Here is a 15,289-nt window from a genome sequence, read left to right on the forward strand (position 1 = left end):
TTACGACAATTTTCACATTTACATGCGTTCGGCGAGTTTGGCATAGACTTCTACGTAGCTGGCTGCGGCCACCGACCAATCAAATTGTTTGGACCATGCCTGAATAGCCTGTTTTTTATCATTTACCTGATAATCTTGCAAACCTTTCGTTAGCGTTTCGCGCATCGAAGCCCCATCAAAAAGTGTAAAATAATAGGCCTCTGGTCCACCCACTTCCGGCAACGAGGTAAATTGAGACAAAAACACCGGTTTTCCGAGGTGCATGGCCTCCACCACCGGCAAGCCAAAACCTTCCGCTAAAGAGGGAAATACAAAAGCTTCACAATGCATATAAAGCGCCATTTTATCTTGCTCAGATACTGCTCCGGCAAAAATTACCCGATCTGAAACGCCCAAATCTTGCGCTTCTTGCTTGATTTTTTCCAAATAATAGGCTTGTTGGGTGATGCCCGCGATGATCAATAATCGATCATTTCCAACCAACAATTGCGGCAACACATGAAAATTCTTTTTCTCCGCAATCGTTCCAATGGTAAACAAAAAAGGACACCCATTTGCGATTAAAGGAAAAGGTATATCAGCCGGAATTTCAGCCAAATTACACCCATTCAGGATAACTTTTTGGGGCGTATTACCCAGCTCAAAATTCGCTTTTACATCGCGCTGCGTATATTCCGAAATAAATACGAGGTAATTAGCCCGATTTATTTTCGCTTGCAATTTCGCCTTGAATCGCTGTTTTTTAGCTTCCGATTTCCGACCATCATGCAAATAATTTAAGTCTTGAATAGTCAATACAATCGAAGCACCGGAACCTGTGGGCATGTATTCCGTATCCTGATGCGTTGCATGCCAAATGTAGGATCCGCTCACAGGACGAAGCCACCATTTATTCCAAAAGTAAACAGGAACACGCGGACTCATTTCATCACTCGAAGTAAAAAAAGTAAGTGCAAATCGATTGGCAATTGCCTGACCTAATTGAAGACAAAAATGGTACAACCCCGTATTCGGGTATTTTAAGCGTTCGGCATCAAAAAAAACAGGAACCTTCACCTAAATGATTTTATAGTTACAATATTCTCCGATCCGCCAGCCCGTCCAATCTTCGATTTGTTGGAGCAATTGCCGACGTAAACTCATTCGCTGACGCAAGGCTACCGTATCAAAATGAAATGGCCATTGCATGGAGTCAATTCGTTTTTGGGCCACAGCCGGATGCGTTCCATCGAAGCGTGTCAGACGCTCCGCATTGCTTAAATCAAAGGTGAAATCCTCCGGCACATGGGTTTCTAACCAGGCGTCATCGTGGTAGAATTGCTGAAAATTGCGTACCTTTTTACTCATCCCTTGTGGTGGTTTTACCCAACCATAATGATAGATGGTGGCGGGAATTAATTTGACCTGAATCTTACGCCCATTCAAACGAAAACCCTGCGCATCTCTGTAGGAATGAATGCCTTTGGCATACTTGACTACTCGAATTTCGCGTCTATACCAGCGGCGAGAAACAGCTTCATAATTATAGGAGCCATAGAAATGTTTGTAGTGAAAAAGTAAGCCTTCCACCTTGGAATCAGTCGCATAGGTTTCCATGGCTTGTTGGATTGCCAACAAATCCTTTTCGTGCACACATTCATCTCCTTGGATGTAAAAAGCCCAATCCGTGTCAGGTGAAATGGCTTGATAAGCTTTGTCGGTTTCGAGCGCAAACGTTCGCCCACCCTCTCGCTGCTGGTCATCCCAAACGGTCTCAATGATTCGAATTTTATCGGAAGGAATCGATTGGATTAATGCCAAAGTCGCATCGTCCGATTTCCCAACTGCGACCACAAATTCATCACAAATAGGCAGAATTGAGGTGATGGCTTCAACGATCGGATAATCGTTTTGAACGGCGTTCCGAATAAATGTGAAGCCCGCGATTTTCATATTAATATTTTACCTGAATGCCGTGATAACGTTCTTGCTCCACATAATCTTTGCGCAAGGGATGTCCTTCCCAGTCGGCAGGCAATAGAATTCGTGTCAAATTCGGGTGATTCACAAATTGCACGCCCACCAAATCATACGCCTCCCGCTCATGCCAGTCGGCCGTTTTCCAAATCGAACTCACGGATGGAATCTCGGCTTTATCTCTTTCTGCCACGACCTTCAGGTGCACAGTGACGTGTTTGGGAATGGAATATAAGGTATAGATCACTTCGATTTGGCCTTGTTCAGGACCTAAGTCAATGGCCGTTACGCATGACAATGAATCGAAATAGGTTTCTGGATGACGCCATAAGAGGTCACAAGTGGCCACGAGATCATTTGCACCAACAGTAATCTGCGCGTTTTTATCATCCCAGCTGCATTCAGCATGGGTATGTAGGCGAATCAACTCAGGTATTTCAGCTAATTGCATCTAGGATTCGTTGTGGAACCACGAGGGTTTCCCGATTAATTTTTTCTTGCAATTTCAACACACCACCTAAAAGTGCTTCTGGGCGTGGCGGGCAGCCTGGAACATAAACATCCACAGGAATAATACGATCAACGCCTTTCACCACATGATAGCCATGCTCCCAGTAGGGTCCACCACAATTCGCACAAGATCCCATCGAAATCACGTAACGCGGTTCAGGCATCTGCTCGTAGAGTCGACGAATCCGATCCGCCATCTTGAATGTTACTGTTCCGGCAACAATCATCACATCAGACTGACGTGGGGAGGGTCGTGGGAAAACGCCGAAACGATCTAAATCGTAATTGGACGCAAACGCCTGCATCATCTCAATCGCGCAACATGCCAAACCAAAGCTCATCGGCCAAAGCGAACTGGCACGAGCCCAATTCAACAGGTCTTCCACTTTGCTAACGACAAAGCCCTCGGATTGCATGTGTTGATCTAAAAAACTTTTCATGTTAGCGGATGACGGTCACGGAACCGATGATTTCTGGATAGTCCTCGTCAGGCTTGATGGAATACATGTACACGCCACTTGGCAATGTTTTCCCATTTAAATATCCGTTGAAGGCTTTCATATTACCGGCTTTATTGGCTTTGGATTTATCTATTTTTTCGTAGTAATCGAAGCCTACTCGCTCAATGATGAGCTGACCCCAACGGTCAAAAATCCTTACTGTGGCAAACAAATATTGATCTAGATTTTCAATTTCGAGGTAATCATTAAGATCGTCGTCATTGGGTGTTATCGCCTCGTAAGTCTTTACGCGAGGAAATACTTTAACGCGAACAGATGACGCTTCGCTTGCGCCTGGAGGCAAAGGACAAGGTGATTTGCTGCCGTCTGGATTAATGATGTATTGATGAACATAAAACTTCTCATCAAACAAGGAGGAGCCATATGTATTTTTAATTACATCCAAATCGACTGCTCCAGCAAATGAATTTGTCGATTGAACAATAAATTTACTTTTTTCAGGAATAGGCTGATTCATTGGATTTGAGGACCAAACCCAATACGAATTTGCACTTATTGAACCATTAACAACGATGGGAACCAATCGATCTGTTTGATCTGCGTATGTAATTAGTTTAGGCTCGGTGACAACATAGCAGGCTTCGAGCTGCCCAAAAACAAAACCTGGTAGGTTTAACAAACAGAACAGCCAGATTAATTTTTGCATAAGAGACAATTAAATTGGGTCATACCTGCGAACGATTTTCGAATTCGCATCAATGGTTTTGTAAATATACCTAAATTCACAAAATTTTTGCCCCATGTCTTTAACCCATTTTTTTGAAACAGATTTAGCCAACCTGCGCGGCATGACGCCCGCACGGCTACCTATGTTACAGACGGAGTTGGGACTTTTTACGTATGCCGACTTAATTCAATATTTTCCTTTTCGCTACGAAGATCGGACGATTGTCCATTCAATTGCCGAAATCAGCGATCAAATGGAGCATGCGCAATTTATTGCGCGCATTCGGTATAAAGAAAAAATAGGCAATGGCGCACGTCAGCGGATTGTTGCCGAATGTTGTGACGCCTCCGGATGTATCGAATTAGTTTGGTTTCAAGGAATTAAATGGTTAGAAAAATCACTGGTTTCTGGACAAGATTACCTGTTTTATGGTAAGCCAACTAGTTTCAATGGGCAATTACAGATGACCCATCCGGAGATGGAGGTGTATAAAGGTGTTCAGCATGCTGAGAAAAACTTCCAGCCCATTTATCCTTTAACTGAGAAACTCCGGAAAAAATACATTGATAGTAAAGTGATTGCCGGATTGCAGAAAAACCTGTTGAGCACGGCATTTCCCTATATCCGCGAAACGCTTCCGGCGGACATCATTCAGCAATTCAAACTGATTTCCAAGCAAGAGGCGCTTTACCATATTCATTTACCTCAATCTGAAAACTGGCTTCGTCAGGCACGCAGAAGACTTAAATTCGAAGAATTATTTTACAACCAATTGCGGTTGATCAAACAGAATTTGGTCCGGAAAGAAACATTTCCAGGTCAAATTTTTGCTTCCGCAGCCTTACTTACCACCTTTTATCAAGAGCACATGCCTTTTGATTTGACGGAGGCACAGAAAAAAGTGATTCGTGAAATCTTTCAAGATATGCGGTCGGGGAAACAAATGAACCGACTGCTCCAAGGGGACGTGGGATCTGGCAAAACGATTGTTGGCTTCATTTCCATGCTACTCGCCATCGACAATGGGGCACAGGCGTGTATTATGGCGCCAACGGAGATTTTGGCAGACCAACATTACCAAGGGCTAAAGAAATTTGCGGATTTATTGGGCATTACCATTGCCAAATTAACTGGTTCTGTGAAGAAAAAAGATCGCGTGGGGATACATGAAGGACTTGAATCTGGGGATCTGAATATATTAGTGGGCACCCATGCCATCTTCGAAGATGTGGTCCAATTTAAAAATTTAGGCCTGTGTATTATTGATGAGCAACATCGGTTTGGTGTGGCCCAACGGGCAAAACTTTGGGATAAAAATAAGGTGACACACCCACACGTATTGGTGATGACTGCGACTCCGATTCCAAGGACTTTAGCCATGACGCTTTATGGCGATTTAGATGTGTCGATTATCGATGAGTTGCCGGTGGGTCGCAAGCCGATTCAGACGACGCATCGTTTTGATTCGCATCGTTTGCAGGTGTTTGCGTTTATTCAGAGTGAGTTAGATAAAGGCCGACAAGTCTACATCGTTTATCCGCTGATTGAGGAGTCGGAGAAGATGGATTTCAAGGATTTGATGGATGGGTATGAAAGTATTTCGCGGGCGTTTCCGGAGGTGCCATTGGGCATCTTGCATGGGAAAATGAAGCCGGCTGATAAGGATATTGAGATGGCGCGTTTTGTCAAACATGAGACAAAGATCATGGTGGCGACGACGGTGATTGAGGTGGGTGTGAACGTCCCGAATGCCTCTATTATGATTGTTGAAAGTGCGGAGCGCTTTGGATTATCACAATTGCATCAGTTGCGCGGGCGGGTTGGCCGAGGTGCGGATCAAAGTTATTGCATTTTAATGACCGGATATAAGCTAGGGGTGGACACCAAAAAACGCATCGAAACCATGGTGCGCACGAATAATGGATTTGAGATTGCGGAGGTTGATTTGCAGTTGCGTGGACCAGGGGATATTTCAGGAACGCGTCAAAGTGGGGCGATAGATTTGATGATTGCGGATTTGGCGACGGATGGGGAAATTTTAAAGGTTGCCAGAGAAACGGCGATGGCGATTTTAGCAAGTGATCCACATCTCGCATTAGACAAGCATGTAATGATTCGGGAGCAAGTAATGCATCAACGAAAAGAGACGACGAACTGGGCTCGAATCAGCTAAGCCCCCTTACCTTTGGCAAACCTTGGAGGATTGCCAAAGGTAGGTTAATTGAGGGTGGGGTCGTCTGGATAAGTTGATAAAATTCGATAATTACCACCTTTTTGATAAAGCACTAATCGCCACAAGGATTCGGGCGTTTCATCGAATACATAGTCTAGCGTCGCCGGCTCCAAAATCCAGGAATCTGACTTCACCTCGCGCTCGAGCTGTCCTGCCGACCACCCCGAATAGCCCACAAAAAACTTAATATCTTTAAATTCAATTTGCTGATTGATGATCGCCTCAATCGCCTGTTCAAAATCACCGGCCCAAAACAACCCAGGTAAAATCTCCTGACCACCTGAAATAAGATCTGGCCTGCGGTGAATGAATTGTAAAATCGTTTGGTCGACAGGGCCGCCAGTATACAAGGGAATCTCCTCCATCACCTTCTCCTCGCGAATCGAATCCAAAATCGCATCTTGCGGATGATTCAAAACTAAGCCAAACGAATGCGAAGAGGTATGCTCACACAACAAAATCACCGTACGATGAAAAGCAGGCTCGTCCAAAAATGGTTCAGCCAGCAATAAAATCCCAGGCTTTAGATCCTCAAACGTATAATCCCTCGGCATAAAAATGTGTATGTTTGTTGGCAAATAAATTCAGCAGCATGACCGCATTCCTCTCTTTGGGTGGCAATCTAGGAAATACACGGGAAATTTTTGAACAGACATACCCTTTGATTGAAAAAAAAATTGGGCAAATACTACAAAAATCGAGCTTGTATCAGACCGCCGCATGGGGAATGACGGATCAGGCCGACTTCCTGAATCAGGTAATTGAAATTGAAACCACGCAAAATCCGGAAGAAATTTTAACGAATTTATTGGCTATAGAACTACATTTTGGTCGGGTAAGAGATATAAAATGGGGGCCGCGCAGCATTGACTTGGACCTGTTATTATTCGGGAATCAACAGGTAAATACACCGCATTTAACGGTTCCACATCCTCGGATACAAGACCGAAAATTTATCTTAATACCACTGGTTGAAATTGCCCCTAATACCCTGCATCCCATCTTAAGAAAATCAGTAAAGGAATTATTAGCACTCACCACAGACACCAGCACCGTGACGCTTATTCAGCATCTGTAAACTTTTGAGTTGGAAATTTCCAGCTTTGACCTACTATTTTTTCATAGTAGCGCTCGTACATAGGAAGAATTTTTTCCAATGAAAAATCTTTCGCCCTTACTAAAGCATTCGCTTTCATTTGCGTCAGTAAAACCTCATCGGTCAAGATCATTAGCGTATTCGAAACCATATCATCGATGTCCCCAATCTCACTAACAAATCCAGTCACACCATGAATATTTACCTCCGAAATTCCTCCGGCATTGGATGAAATAACCGGCACTTCACACGCCATCGCTTCCAAAGCCGCTAAACCGAAACTTTCCTTTTCTGATGTTAAAAAAAACAGATCTGCCAATGACAAGGCTTCTTCAATCGTATCCAATTTACCCAAGAATCGAACATCAGATGCAACACCCAATTCGCGGCATAAAGCTTCCATGCCTGAACGCTCGGGGCCATCGCCCACCAATAATAATTTGGCGGGAACTTGCTTTTGAACTTTGGCAAAAACCTGAATAATATCTTGAATTCGTTTAACCTTTCGGAAATTAGACGTATGCATTAATAGCTTTTCGCCATTTGGGCAAATAGCCAATTTAAAATGCTCTTTAGGTTGCTTGTGAAAGCGCTTTAAATCAATAAAATTAGGGATAACCTCAATGGCACTCAAAATTTCAAACGATGAATACGTGTCATTACGTAAGCTTTCCGAAACCGCCGTGACGCCATCTGATTCATTAATCGAAAACGTAACCACGGGCTCAAAGGATGGATCGCGACCAACCAACGTAATATCGGTACCGTGCAAGGTCGTAATTACGGGCACATGAATCCCTTTATATTTTAAAATTTGTTTGGCTAAATAAGCAGCCGACGCATGTGGAATCGCGTAATGGACATGAAGTAAATCCAATTGTTCATTTACAGTTACATCCACCATTTTTGAAGCCAAAGCTGACTCATAAGGCAGATATTCAAACAAGGGATAGGATGCTACAGAAACTTCGTGGTAGAAGATATTTTCGCTAAAATAGTCGAGTCTAGGTGGTTGCGTATAGGTAATAAAATGTACCTCATGCCCTACCGCTGCGAGTGCTTTCCCTAACTCGGTCGCCACAACACCGCTGCCTCCATAGGTTGGATAACAAATGATTCCTATTTTCATAACTGAAGTCTCAAACGGAAACAAAACTAAGACAAATCCCGAAAGGTTCCTGAATATGCCTTAAATTTGCTAAAATAAATTTAGCCCCATTGAAAAATATCGTCATTTTTGCTTCCGGTTCCGGCTCTAACGCCGAAAAAATCATCGAACATTTTAAGAGTTCTAACGAAGTAAAAATCACCCATATTTTCTGTAATAATCCGGAAGCCGGAGTCTTGCAACGAGCAGAACGTCTTCAAATTCCGTGTAGTTTATTTACCCGCGAGGAGTACAAAAACGGAACAGTTTTGCGAAAAATTCAATCTCTACATACGGATTGGGTGATTTTGGCAGGTTTTTTATGGTTGATCCCTTCCGAATTTGTACAAGCATATCCACAAAAAATCATCAACCTACACCCGGCGCTCCTTCCAAAATTTGGCGGAAAAGGCATGTATGGCCATTTTGTTCATGAAGCGGTAGTCGCCGCAAGAGAAAAAGAATCCGGTATTACGATTCACTATGTAAACGGAAAGTATGATGAGGGTGCCATCATCTTCCAGAGCTCTTTCCCCGTTTTACCGAGTGACACTCCGGAAGATGTTGCCAAAAAAGGTCAGGTGCTCGAACACCGTGATTTCCCTCAAGTGATTGAATCAATCATATTACCAGCCACCACCTAGCACACGATACAATTGGATCGCATGCGTCCACCGCTTTCGCGAGATTTCAAGTAAATCCAATTCAGCTCGCAAGGCATTTTGCTGGGCCGTTAACACCTCCAAATAACTTGTATTTGCGGTCAAAAATAAGGTTCCAACCGTGTTAATTGCCCCTTTTGTGAGTAATACCTCCCGCTCCTTCAATTGATTTTGCCGTTGCAAATAACCCAACGATTTGACTTGCGTATCCCACTCCAAATAGCCATTTACCAATGCATTTTGATAGGCTAAATCCCGAACTTTCCAAGACGATTCCGAGCGCAAAATATCAGCCGTGATTGCAGATCGGTTCAACCAAGGTGTCGTAATGCCCCCCAATAACTGATAGGCCATCGATGCCGGCAACTGAAATAAATAGGCCGGTTGAAAACCTTGTACGCCTAATATGCCCGACAAAACAACAGACGGCTTCAGGGCCAATTTGGCACTTTCTTTAGACTCAAAAGCAGCCGATAAATTCAACTTCGCTTGGCGAATATCAGGACGCTTTTCCAATTGGTCAATCTTAACATTGGCAAACAATGTACTATCCAAAGCACATTGAAATGGATAAGGTGCGCGTTTTATATTACCCGTTGGCTTATTCAAATAATACCGAATCTGATTTTCCAACACCGTAATTTGTTGCAACACATCGCCCTCTTGCGCACGCGAATTCAGCCATTGTGCTTCTAATTGCTGCACTGCCGACTCATTCACTACTCCAGCTTCTTTCTGCACCTTGACCAATTCAAAAGCCTTTCGCTGAATCGCAATATTCGTTTTTAAAATGGACAATTCCTGATCTAAGGCCACTAACTCCCCATAGGCACCAGCAACCTCCGCCACAATTGATGTTATTAACCACTGCTGACCCGCCTCCGTCGCCAGATAACGTAAGGCACTCGCCTTTTTCCGTTTAGCAAGTTTCCCCCAAACGTCCCATTCCCAACTTGATTGTAGACCCATTTGTAGATCGGGAAGATTTTTGGGAATAATTTGGTCATCGGTAATATTGGGAGAAAAATTGGTATCAAAATTACCTATGCCATCCATCGTGTACTTACCAAAACGACGTACGCTTGGTTGGACAATTCCCCCGACGGTTGGCATACGCAACCCGCGCTGATACATAAAATCCGCTCGAGAGGCCGCCATTTCTAAAAACCCAATCTTGATATCGTTACTCCGAACCAAAACCGAATCAATTAATTCAACTAATAAACTGTCGCGCTTCCAACAAGCCTGAACATCCGAAACAGAGCTTTCCTCATTAGGTTGGCGATACGTTTCCAAATCAGCATCCACTCGATTTTGAATGCTCAAGTTTGATTGGCAGGAAACGAATCCTAGGCCAAGCAATAAAATCCAAAATCTATTTTTCATTTTTTGACCATTTAGCCGAGAGCGTCGCGAGTACCACGTACAATCCGGGAATTACTAATAAACCTCCTACCGTTCCTAAAATCATCCCACCTGCGGATGCCGTTCCAATCGTCCGGTTTCCAATCGCACCTGCGCCAGAGGCCACCATCAGCGGAATCAATCCAGCCACAAAGGCAAAGGATGTCATCAAAATAGGGCGTAAACGGGAGAAAGCTCCCTCTTTTGCCGCTTCGATAATCGATGCGCCGTCCTTCTGTTTCGCAATGGCGAACTCGACGATTAGAATGGCATTCTTTCCTAATAAACCAATCAACATCACGAGCGCCACTTGCGCATAAATGTTATTTTGCAAACCAAATAGATACAAGAAAGCATAGGTCCCCAAGGCGCCCATCGGCAAGAAAAGTAGCACTGGGAATGGCAATAAGAAGGATTCATATTGCGCGGCCAACAAAAGATACACGAATAGCAAACAGATCGCGAAAATGAAAATGGCTTGATTCCCAGCCAAATCTTCTTCGCGCGTCATACCTGACCATTCTAGCGTATACCCACGCGGTAGACTCTTCAAGGCCTGCGCTCGGATGATATCCAAAACCGCTCCCGAAGAAAATCCAGGGGCAGGTTCGCCATTCACCATCGCCGATGTAAACATATTGTACCGGGTAAATTGCTCCGGTCCGTACACACGCTTCATCTTCACGAATGAGGAATATGGCACCATTTCGCCGTCTTTGTTTTTGGCATAAAACTTCAGCACATCATCTGGATGCGCGCGGTAACGCGGATCCACTTGTACCATCACTTTGTACATTTGGCCAAAGCGGATGAAGTTAGTTGCATAAAAACTGCCTAACAACGTTTGCAGGTTATCCATGGCTGGCAAGACGTTGACCCCTTTTTGTGCAGCGGCTTCTTGGTCTACTTCCAACATATACTGTGGAAAAGATGGGTCAAAACTCGAGAACGTATTCTGAATTTCAGGCGCCTCATTTAGTTTTTTAGCAAACTCATTTGCTACGCCAGCCAACTTCTGCAAATCTCCAGACCCCGTTCGATCCTGAATTCTAAATTCGAAACCTGATGCATTTCCGAAACCCGGAACGGCCGGAGGCGGGAAAAACTGAATGCTGGCATCCTTGATTCCATTCGTCTTTGAACGAATAATCTCCGTCAATTCGTCGATAGTCTGCTTACGCTCTTCCCAAGGTTTTAAGGTAATAATTCCCGTACCATACGAAGCCCCAGAACCATCGGTCAACAAACTAAATCCGGCCAAAGTAGAAAAGGATTCAATCGCATCTACCCCTTTAATCGACTTGTAGACCTGATCCATCACATTTTCGGTACGCTCTAAGGTCGCTCCAGCCGGAGTCGTCGCATTCACATACAAGGTCCCTTGATCTTCAGTTGGTATAAACCCACTCGGCACAATGCCTGATAGGATCACCGTTCCAGCGACAGAGGCAAGTAAAATCACCCACATCAACAAGCGTTTGCTAATCAAAGCACCCACCCAAACCAAATACTTTTGAGCGATTTGATCATAGCGGTGATTGAAGGCATGAAAGAATTTACCCAACCAGGTAGTTTGATTATGCTCCGGTTTTTTCAACAACAACACGCAAAGTGCAGGAGTTAAGGTCAAGGCAGTCAAACCGGATAAGGCAATGGAAATCGCCATCGTTACCGAGAACTGTCGGAAGAATACCCCGATCGGCCCAGAAAGAAACGCCACCGGAACAAACACCGCTCCCATCACCAACGTAATCGCTAAAATCGCTCCAGAAATCTCGTGCATCGCCTCTTGTGTGGCAGCAAGAACAGGCATGTCTTTTTCTTCCATTTTGGCATGGACCGCCTCCACGACGACAATCGCATTATCCACCACAATACCAATGGCTAATACCAGCGAGAATAAGGTCAATAAGTTGATGGAGAACCCGAAGCCCAACATAAACGTAAACGTACCAACCAGTGAAACTGGCACCGCAATGATGGGCACGAGCGTCGCGCGCCAATCTTGCAAGAAGATAAACACAACCAGGGCAACTAGTAAAAATGCCTCCAATAAAGTCTTTATTACCTCGTGAATCGAAGCATCTAAGAAACGAGAAACGTCATAAGAAATCGTGAAACCCATTCCCGGAGGGAAGGTCGTCGTTTTCAATTCCGACAAACGCTTTTTCACATTCTCAATCACCTCTGCCGCATTCGAACCTGGTCGTTGCTTTAATAATATCGCAGCGGACGGTCGGCCATTTTCTTTCGAAAGTACATCATAATCCAATGACCCAAATTCCACATCGGCCAAATCCTTTAAGCGTAAAATTTGGCCCGTTTCGGTCGCCTTAATAACCAAATTCTCATACTGAGCCACTTGCGTAAACTTTCCCGTATACCGCATGACGTATTGTAAAGCTTGTGGATGTTTACCGGAACTCTCACCGATTTTACCCGGAGCTGCCTCCACGTTTTGATTCCGCAAAGCTTGAACGACATCATCCGCAGATAATTTATAGGCAAACAAACGATCTGGATGTAACCAAATACGCATGGCGTATTCACGTGAACCCATAATATCTGCAAAACCTACGCCATCAATACGCTTCAATTCTGAAAGCACATTGATGTCCGCAAAATTATAAATAAACTTCTCATCGATGTCTTTATCCTCACTCAAGAGGTTCACATACAGCAACATACTATTCACCTCTTTCTCGGTGATTACCCCGGCTTTGATTACTTCTTCCGGTAATTCATCGAGCACCGTCTGCACACGTGTTTGCACGTTTACGGCTGCCACATCAGGATCTGTACCTACTTGAAAGTAGACTTGAATAATACTGGTTCCATCGTTTCCTGAAACAGACGTCATATAAGCCATTCCAGCTACGCCGTTGATGGCACGCTCGAGCGGTGTTACCACGGCTTTAGCACATACTTCCGCATTTGCTCCCGTGTACTTCGTGGTCACGGTTACCGCAGGCGGAGCAATATCAGGGAATTGCGTAATGGGCAATTGCTGCATGGCAATCACCCCTAAAATCACGATAAAAATCGATACAACGATCGACAATACCGGTCGGGTAATGAACTGTTGGATCATCTTAAAGTGCTTTATATTCGTTTAATAATTGACGCATCGGCTTGAAGGTCGACTTGATTTTTTGGCCTTGTTTCACAAGCTGAATTCCCTCAATTAGCACGGTATCTTTCGCTGAAAATCCGGATTTAACTAGATAAAAATGTGGAATGCGCAAGTCTGGAATAATACTCTTCATCTTGACAATACCAGTAGCGTCTTTTACAAATACATAACTTTTCTCTTGAATCTCAAAAACTGATTTTTGGGGTATGGCCCAAAAACCAGCTACTTTTTTAGGTAGCTGAACTTTACCTGAAGCACCATGACGAAGTAACCTAGTTGGGTTTGCAAAGCGCGCACGAAAAGCAATATTTCCCGTATTCTTATCAAATTGCCCATCAATAGTCTCGACTAAACCCGTTTGCGGATACGTATCTCCATTGGCCAAAACCAAGGCGACGGATGCCGATTTATTCACGCCACCTTGATCACTAAATGCCAAATACTCCTGTTCGGACACATTGAAATAGGCGAATACATTTTGATTATCGGACAAGGTCGTCAACAAGGTTCCCTCATCCACCAAACTTCCACTTTTAAAGGGCAAACGATCCACGACGCCATCAAATGGCGCGCGAATGTTCGAATTTTCTACTTTTAATTCAGCGGCACGGACATGGGCACGCGCCTCTTCGCGCTTCGCCGCTAAGCCATCTACCTTCGCAAGCGATATAGCCAATTGGTTTTTCGAAATAATATTTTTATCCACGAGCAAACGGGTATTGACTAAAGTCAATTCCTCCGCTTTTAACTCGGCGGAAGCTTGACCAAGTGCCGCTTTTGCTTGCGCTAAATCAGTTACATATTCTTGACTATTTATCGTGAACATGATCTGACCTTTTTTAACTTGTTTTCCTTCGTCAACTAAAATTCGATCTAGGTAGCCTTTAACCCGCGCACGAATCTCAACATTTTGAACGGCATTAATATCGGCTACAAACTCCTGCTGAATCGTTGTATCGATGGAAATAGGGGATGAAACTTCCAGTGTTTGTATGTCGACAGCCTCTTCTTTTTTAGCTGTACATGCACTTAGAAGTAGTAATCCGAATAGGTATTTTTTCATTGCTACTTAGTTAGGCCTTCCTCCATGTTGCTTGTAGGAAGGCGGTTGATTTTTCTTTTTCACCGTATCTACCCATTCCACATTGGATGATTTAGGCTGGTATTTAGGTGTTTGTGTTGAAGGCTTAATTTCTTTTTCTTCAACGGGATTTTGTAAATTTATTTTTTCACTTAAAGTCCGGTTTATCTGATTTTTGTAGTTTTTGCCTTGGCTAAAGCATACAAAAACCGAACAGATAAACAATGACGCAATTGCGAAAGTTTTCATATCAATTTAATTTATCTGTGCGCGATGCACAGATGACAAGAAGATTTTATGATTTTGTTTCAAAAAAGCATGTGCAATTACGCCATGCGGGGAGGGGGAATAATTTGCTCAAGGAGCACGTTCAATTCAGACTCATTCCGCTCAGGGAATGAAGTCTTTTGCGGGTTAGGTATTTGCAATTGTGGTACTGCATTAATTAATACGGCATGATTCATGCAGTCTTCCGGAGCCCCTTCTTCTACCGAATCTTCTAAAGCTAACTCTTGGGAAATAGCCGTTTCCCCCTTTTCACGAAAATCATCAATAGCTAATGAAAATCCATCTTTCATTAGTAGGCAAAACACAAATAAGAAATAAATAACAATTACTCGCATGCGCTTTTATTCGTTAACTTCTTCATAAGGCACATAATCGCCACCTACTTGATCCGATTTAGCCTTATTTTTCGGTGGAACATAATCCACATCGATCACCCCTTCTTTTCGTTGGGCCGCTTTCTGTTGATTACGTATATCAAACTCCGACTGCCTACGATGTACCTGAGTAATCACATAGCCCTTGAAAACGAGTTTCAACAATGGCCAAATAATATAATACACCAAAAAAATCAGTCCGAGTACCTTTAACATA

Annotated in this window: 16 protein-coding genes; 3 read left to right on the forward strand and 13 right to left on the reverse strand. The window is 43.7% G+C overall.

Annotation, left to right across the window (positions count from 1 at the left end):
• Nucleotides 1-18 precede the first annotated feature (18 nt).
• The 5 genes from AC1W6K_RS01730 to AC1W6K_RS01750 are packed head-to-tail and all read right to left on the reverse strand — an operon-like array spanning nucleotide 19 to nucleotide 3,633.
• Complete coding sequence (locus AC1W6K_RS01730; RefSeq protein WP_481720845.1) at nucleotides 19-1,056, reverse strand: glycosyltransferase family 4 protein; 1,038 nt, start codon at nucleotides 1,054-1,056, stop codon at nucleotides 19-21.
• Nucleotides 1,057-1,932 (reverse strand): glycosyltransferase family protein, encoded by an 876-nt coding sequence (locus AC1W6K_RS01735; protein ID WP_481946211.1) that lies wholly within the window; start codon nucleotides 1,930-1,932, stop codon nucleotides 1,057-1,059.
• A 1-nt stretch (nucleotide 1,933) separates the two neighbouring features.
• On the reverse strand, nucleotides 1,934-2,407 hold the full coding sequence (locus tag AC1W6K_RS01740; RefSeq protein ID WP_481720849.1) for an NADH-quinone oxidoreductase subunit C: 474 nt from the start codon (nucleotides 2,405-2,407) through the stop codon (nucleotides 1,934-1,936).
• The gene (locus tag AC1W6K_RS01745) at nucleotides 2,394-2,906 is read right to left on the reverse strand and encodes an NADH-quinone oxidoreductase subunit B (protein ID WP_377983718.1); all 513 of its coding nucleotides are present in this window, start codon (nucleotides 2,904-2,906) and stop codon (nucleotides 2,394-2,396) included. The genes AC1W6K_RS01740 and AC1W6K_RS01745 overlap by 14 nt, the downstream gene beginning before the upstream one ends.
• A gap of 1 nt (nucleotide 2,907) precedes the next feature.
• Nucleotides 2,908-3,633 carry a T9SS type B sorting domain-containing protein gene (locus AC1W6K_RS01750; RefSeq protein ID WP_481946212.1) on the reverse strand — a complete coding sequence of 242 codons (726 nt, stop codon included), beginning with the start codon at nucleotides 3,631-3,633 and terminating at the stop codon, nucleotides 2,908-2,910.
• Nucleotides 3,634-3,727: 94 nt separating this feature from the next.
• Here AC1W6K_RS01750 and recG point away from each other — a divergent pair, with 94 nt between their 5' ends.
• On the forward strand, nucleotides 3,728-5,827 hold the full coding sequence (gene recG / locus AC1W6K_RS01755) for an ATP-dependent DNA helicase RecG (RefSeq protein ID WP_481946213.1): 2,100 nt from the start codon (nucleotides 3,728-3,730) through the stop codon (nucleotides 5,825-5,827).
• A gap of 44 nt (nucleotides 5,828-5,871) precedes the next feature.
• Here the strand turns inward: recG and AC1W6K_RS01760 are convergent, their stop codons facing one another.
• Complete coding sequence (locus AC1W6K_RS01760) at nucleotides 5,872-6,441, reverse strand: YqgE/AlgH family protein (RefSeq protein WP_481946214.1); 570 nt, start codon at nucleotides 6,439-6,441, stop codon at nucleotides 5,872-5,874.
• A gap of 38 nt (nucleotides 6,442-6,479) precedes the next feature.
• Between AC1W6K_RS01760 and folK the strand changes: the two genes are divergently transcribed.
• A complete protein-coding gene (gene folK, locus AC1W6K_RS01765) occupies nucleotides 6,480-6,965 on the forward strand; it encodes a 2-amino-4-hydroxy-6-hydroxymethyldihydropteridine diphosphokinase (RefSeq protein WP_481946215.1) in 486 nt (161 codons plus the stop codon).
• On the opposite strand, the gene bshA is transcribed toward folK, so the two are convergent.
• Nucleotides 6,949-8,112 (reverse strand): N-acetyl-alpha-D-glucosaminyl L-malate synthase BshA, encoded by a 1,164-nt coding sequence (gene bshA, locus AC1W6K_RS01770; protein WP_481946216.1) that lies wholly within the window; start codon nucleotides 8,110-8,112, stop codon nucleotides 6,949-6,951. The genes folK and bshA overlap by 17 nt on opposite strands.
• An 89-nt stretch (nucleotides 8,113-8,201) precedes the next feature.
• Between bshA and purN the strand changes: the two genes are divergently transcribed.
• The gene (gene purN, locus AC1W6K_RS01775) at nucleotides 8,202-8,774 is read left to right on the forward strand and encodes a phosphoribosylglycinamide formyltransferase (RefSeq protein WP_481946217.1); all 573 of its coding nucleotides are present in this window, start codon (nucleotides 8,202-8,204) and stop codon (nucleotides 8,772-8,774) included.
• Here the strand turns inward: purN and AC1W6K_RS01780 are convergent.
• The 6 genes from AC1W6K_RS01780 to AC1W6K_RS01805 all read right to left on the reverse strand — a co-directional run bounded on the left by AC1W6K_RS01780 (nucleotide 8,757) and on the right by AC1W6K_RS01805 (nucleotide 15,288).
• A complete protein-coding gene (locus AC1W6K_RS01780; protein ID WP_481946218.1) occupies nucleotides 8,757-10,178 on the reverse strand; it encodes a TolC family protein in 1,422 nt (473 codons plus the stop codon). The genes purN and AC1W6K_RS01780 overlap by 18 nt on opposite strands.
• Nucleotides 10,168-13,287, reverse strand: coding sequence for an efflux RND transporter permease subunit (locus AC1W6K_RS01785; RefSeq protein ID WP_481946219.1), 3,120 nt, complete (start codon nucleotides 13,285-13,287; stop codon nucleotides 10,168-10,170). Before AC1W6K_RS01785 ends, AC1W6K_RS01780 begins: the two co-directional genes overlap by 11 nt.
• A 1-nt stretch (nucleotide 13,288) precedes the next feature.
• On the reverse strand, nucleotides 13,289-14,392 hold the full coding sequence (locus AC1W6K_RS01790; protein ID WP_481946220.1) for an efflux RND transporter periplasmic adaptor subunit: 1,104 nt from the start codon (nucleotides 14,390-14,392) through the stop codon (nucleotides 13,289-13,291).
• 6 nt (nucleotides 14,393-14,398) lie between these two features.
• The gene (locus tag AC1W6K_RS01795) at nucleotides 14,399-14,659 is read right to left on the reverse strand and encodes a hypothetical protein (RefSeq protein ID WP_481946221.1); all 261 of its coding nucleotides are present in this window, start codon (nucleotides 14,657-14,659) and stop codon (nucleotides 14,399-14,401) included.
• 77 nt (nucleotides 14,660-14,736) lie between these two features.
• Nucleotides 14,737-15,033, reverse strand: a complete 297-nt coding sequence (locus AC1W6K_RS01800; protein WP_481946222.1) for a hypothetical protein — start codon at nucleotides 15,031-15,033, stop codon at nucleotides 14,737-14,739.
• A 6-nt stretch (nucleotides 15,034-15,039) separates the two neighbouring features.
• Nucleotides 15,040-15,288: a hypothetical protein gene (locus AC1W6K_RS01805; RefSeq protein WP_395784222.1), complete on the reverse strand. Its 249-nt coding sequence runs from the start codon at nucleotides 15,286-15,288 to the stop codon at nucleotides 15,040-15,042.
• Nucleotide 15,289 lies beyond the last annotated feature (1 nt).

The sequence above is a fragment of the Aquirufa sp. genome (assembly GCF_964796385.1).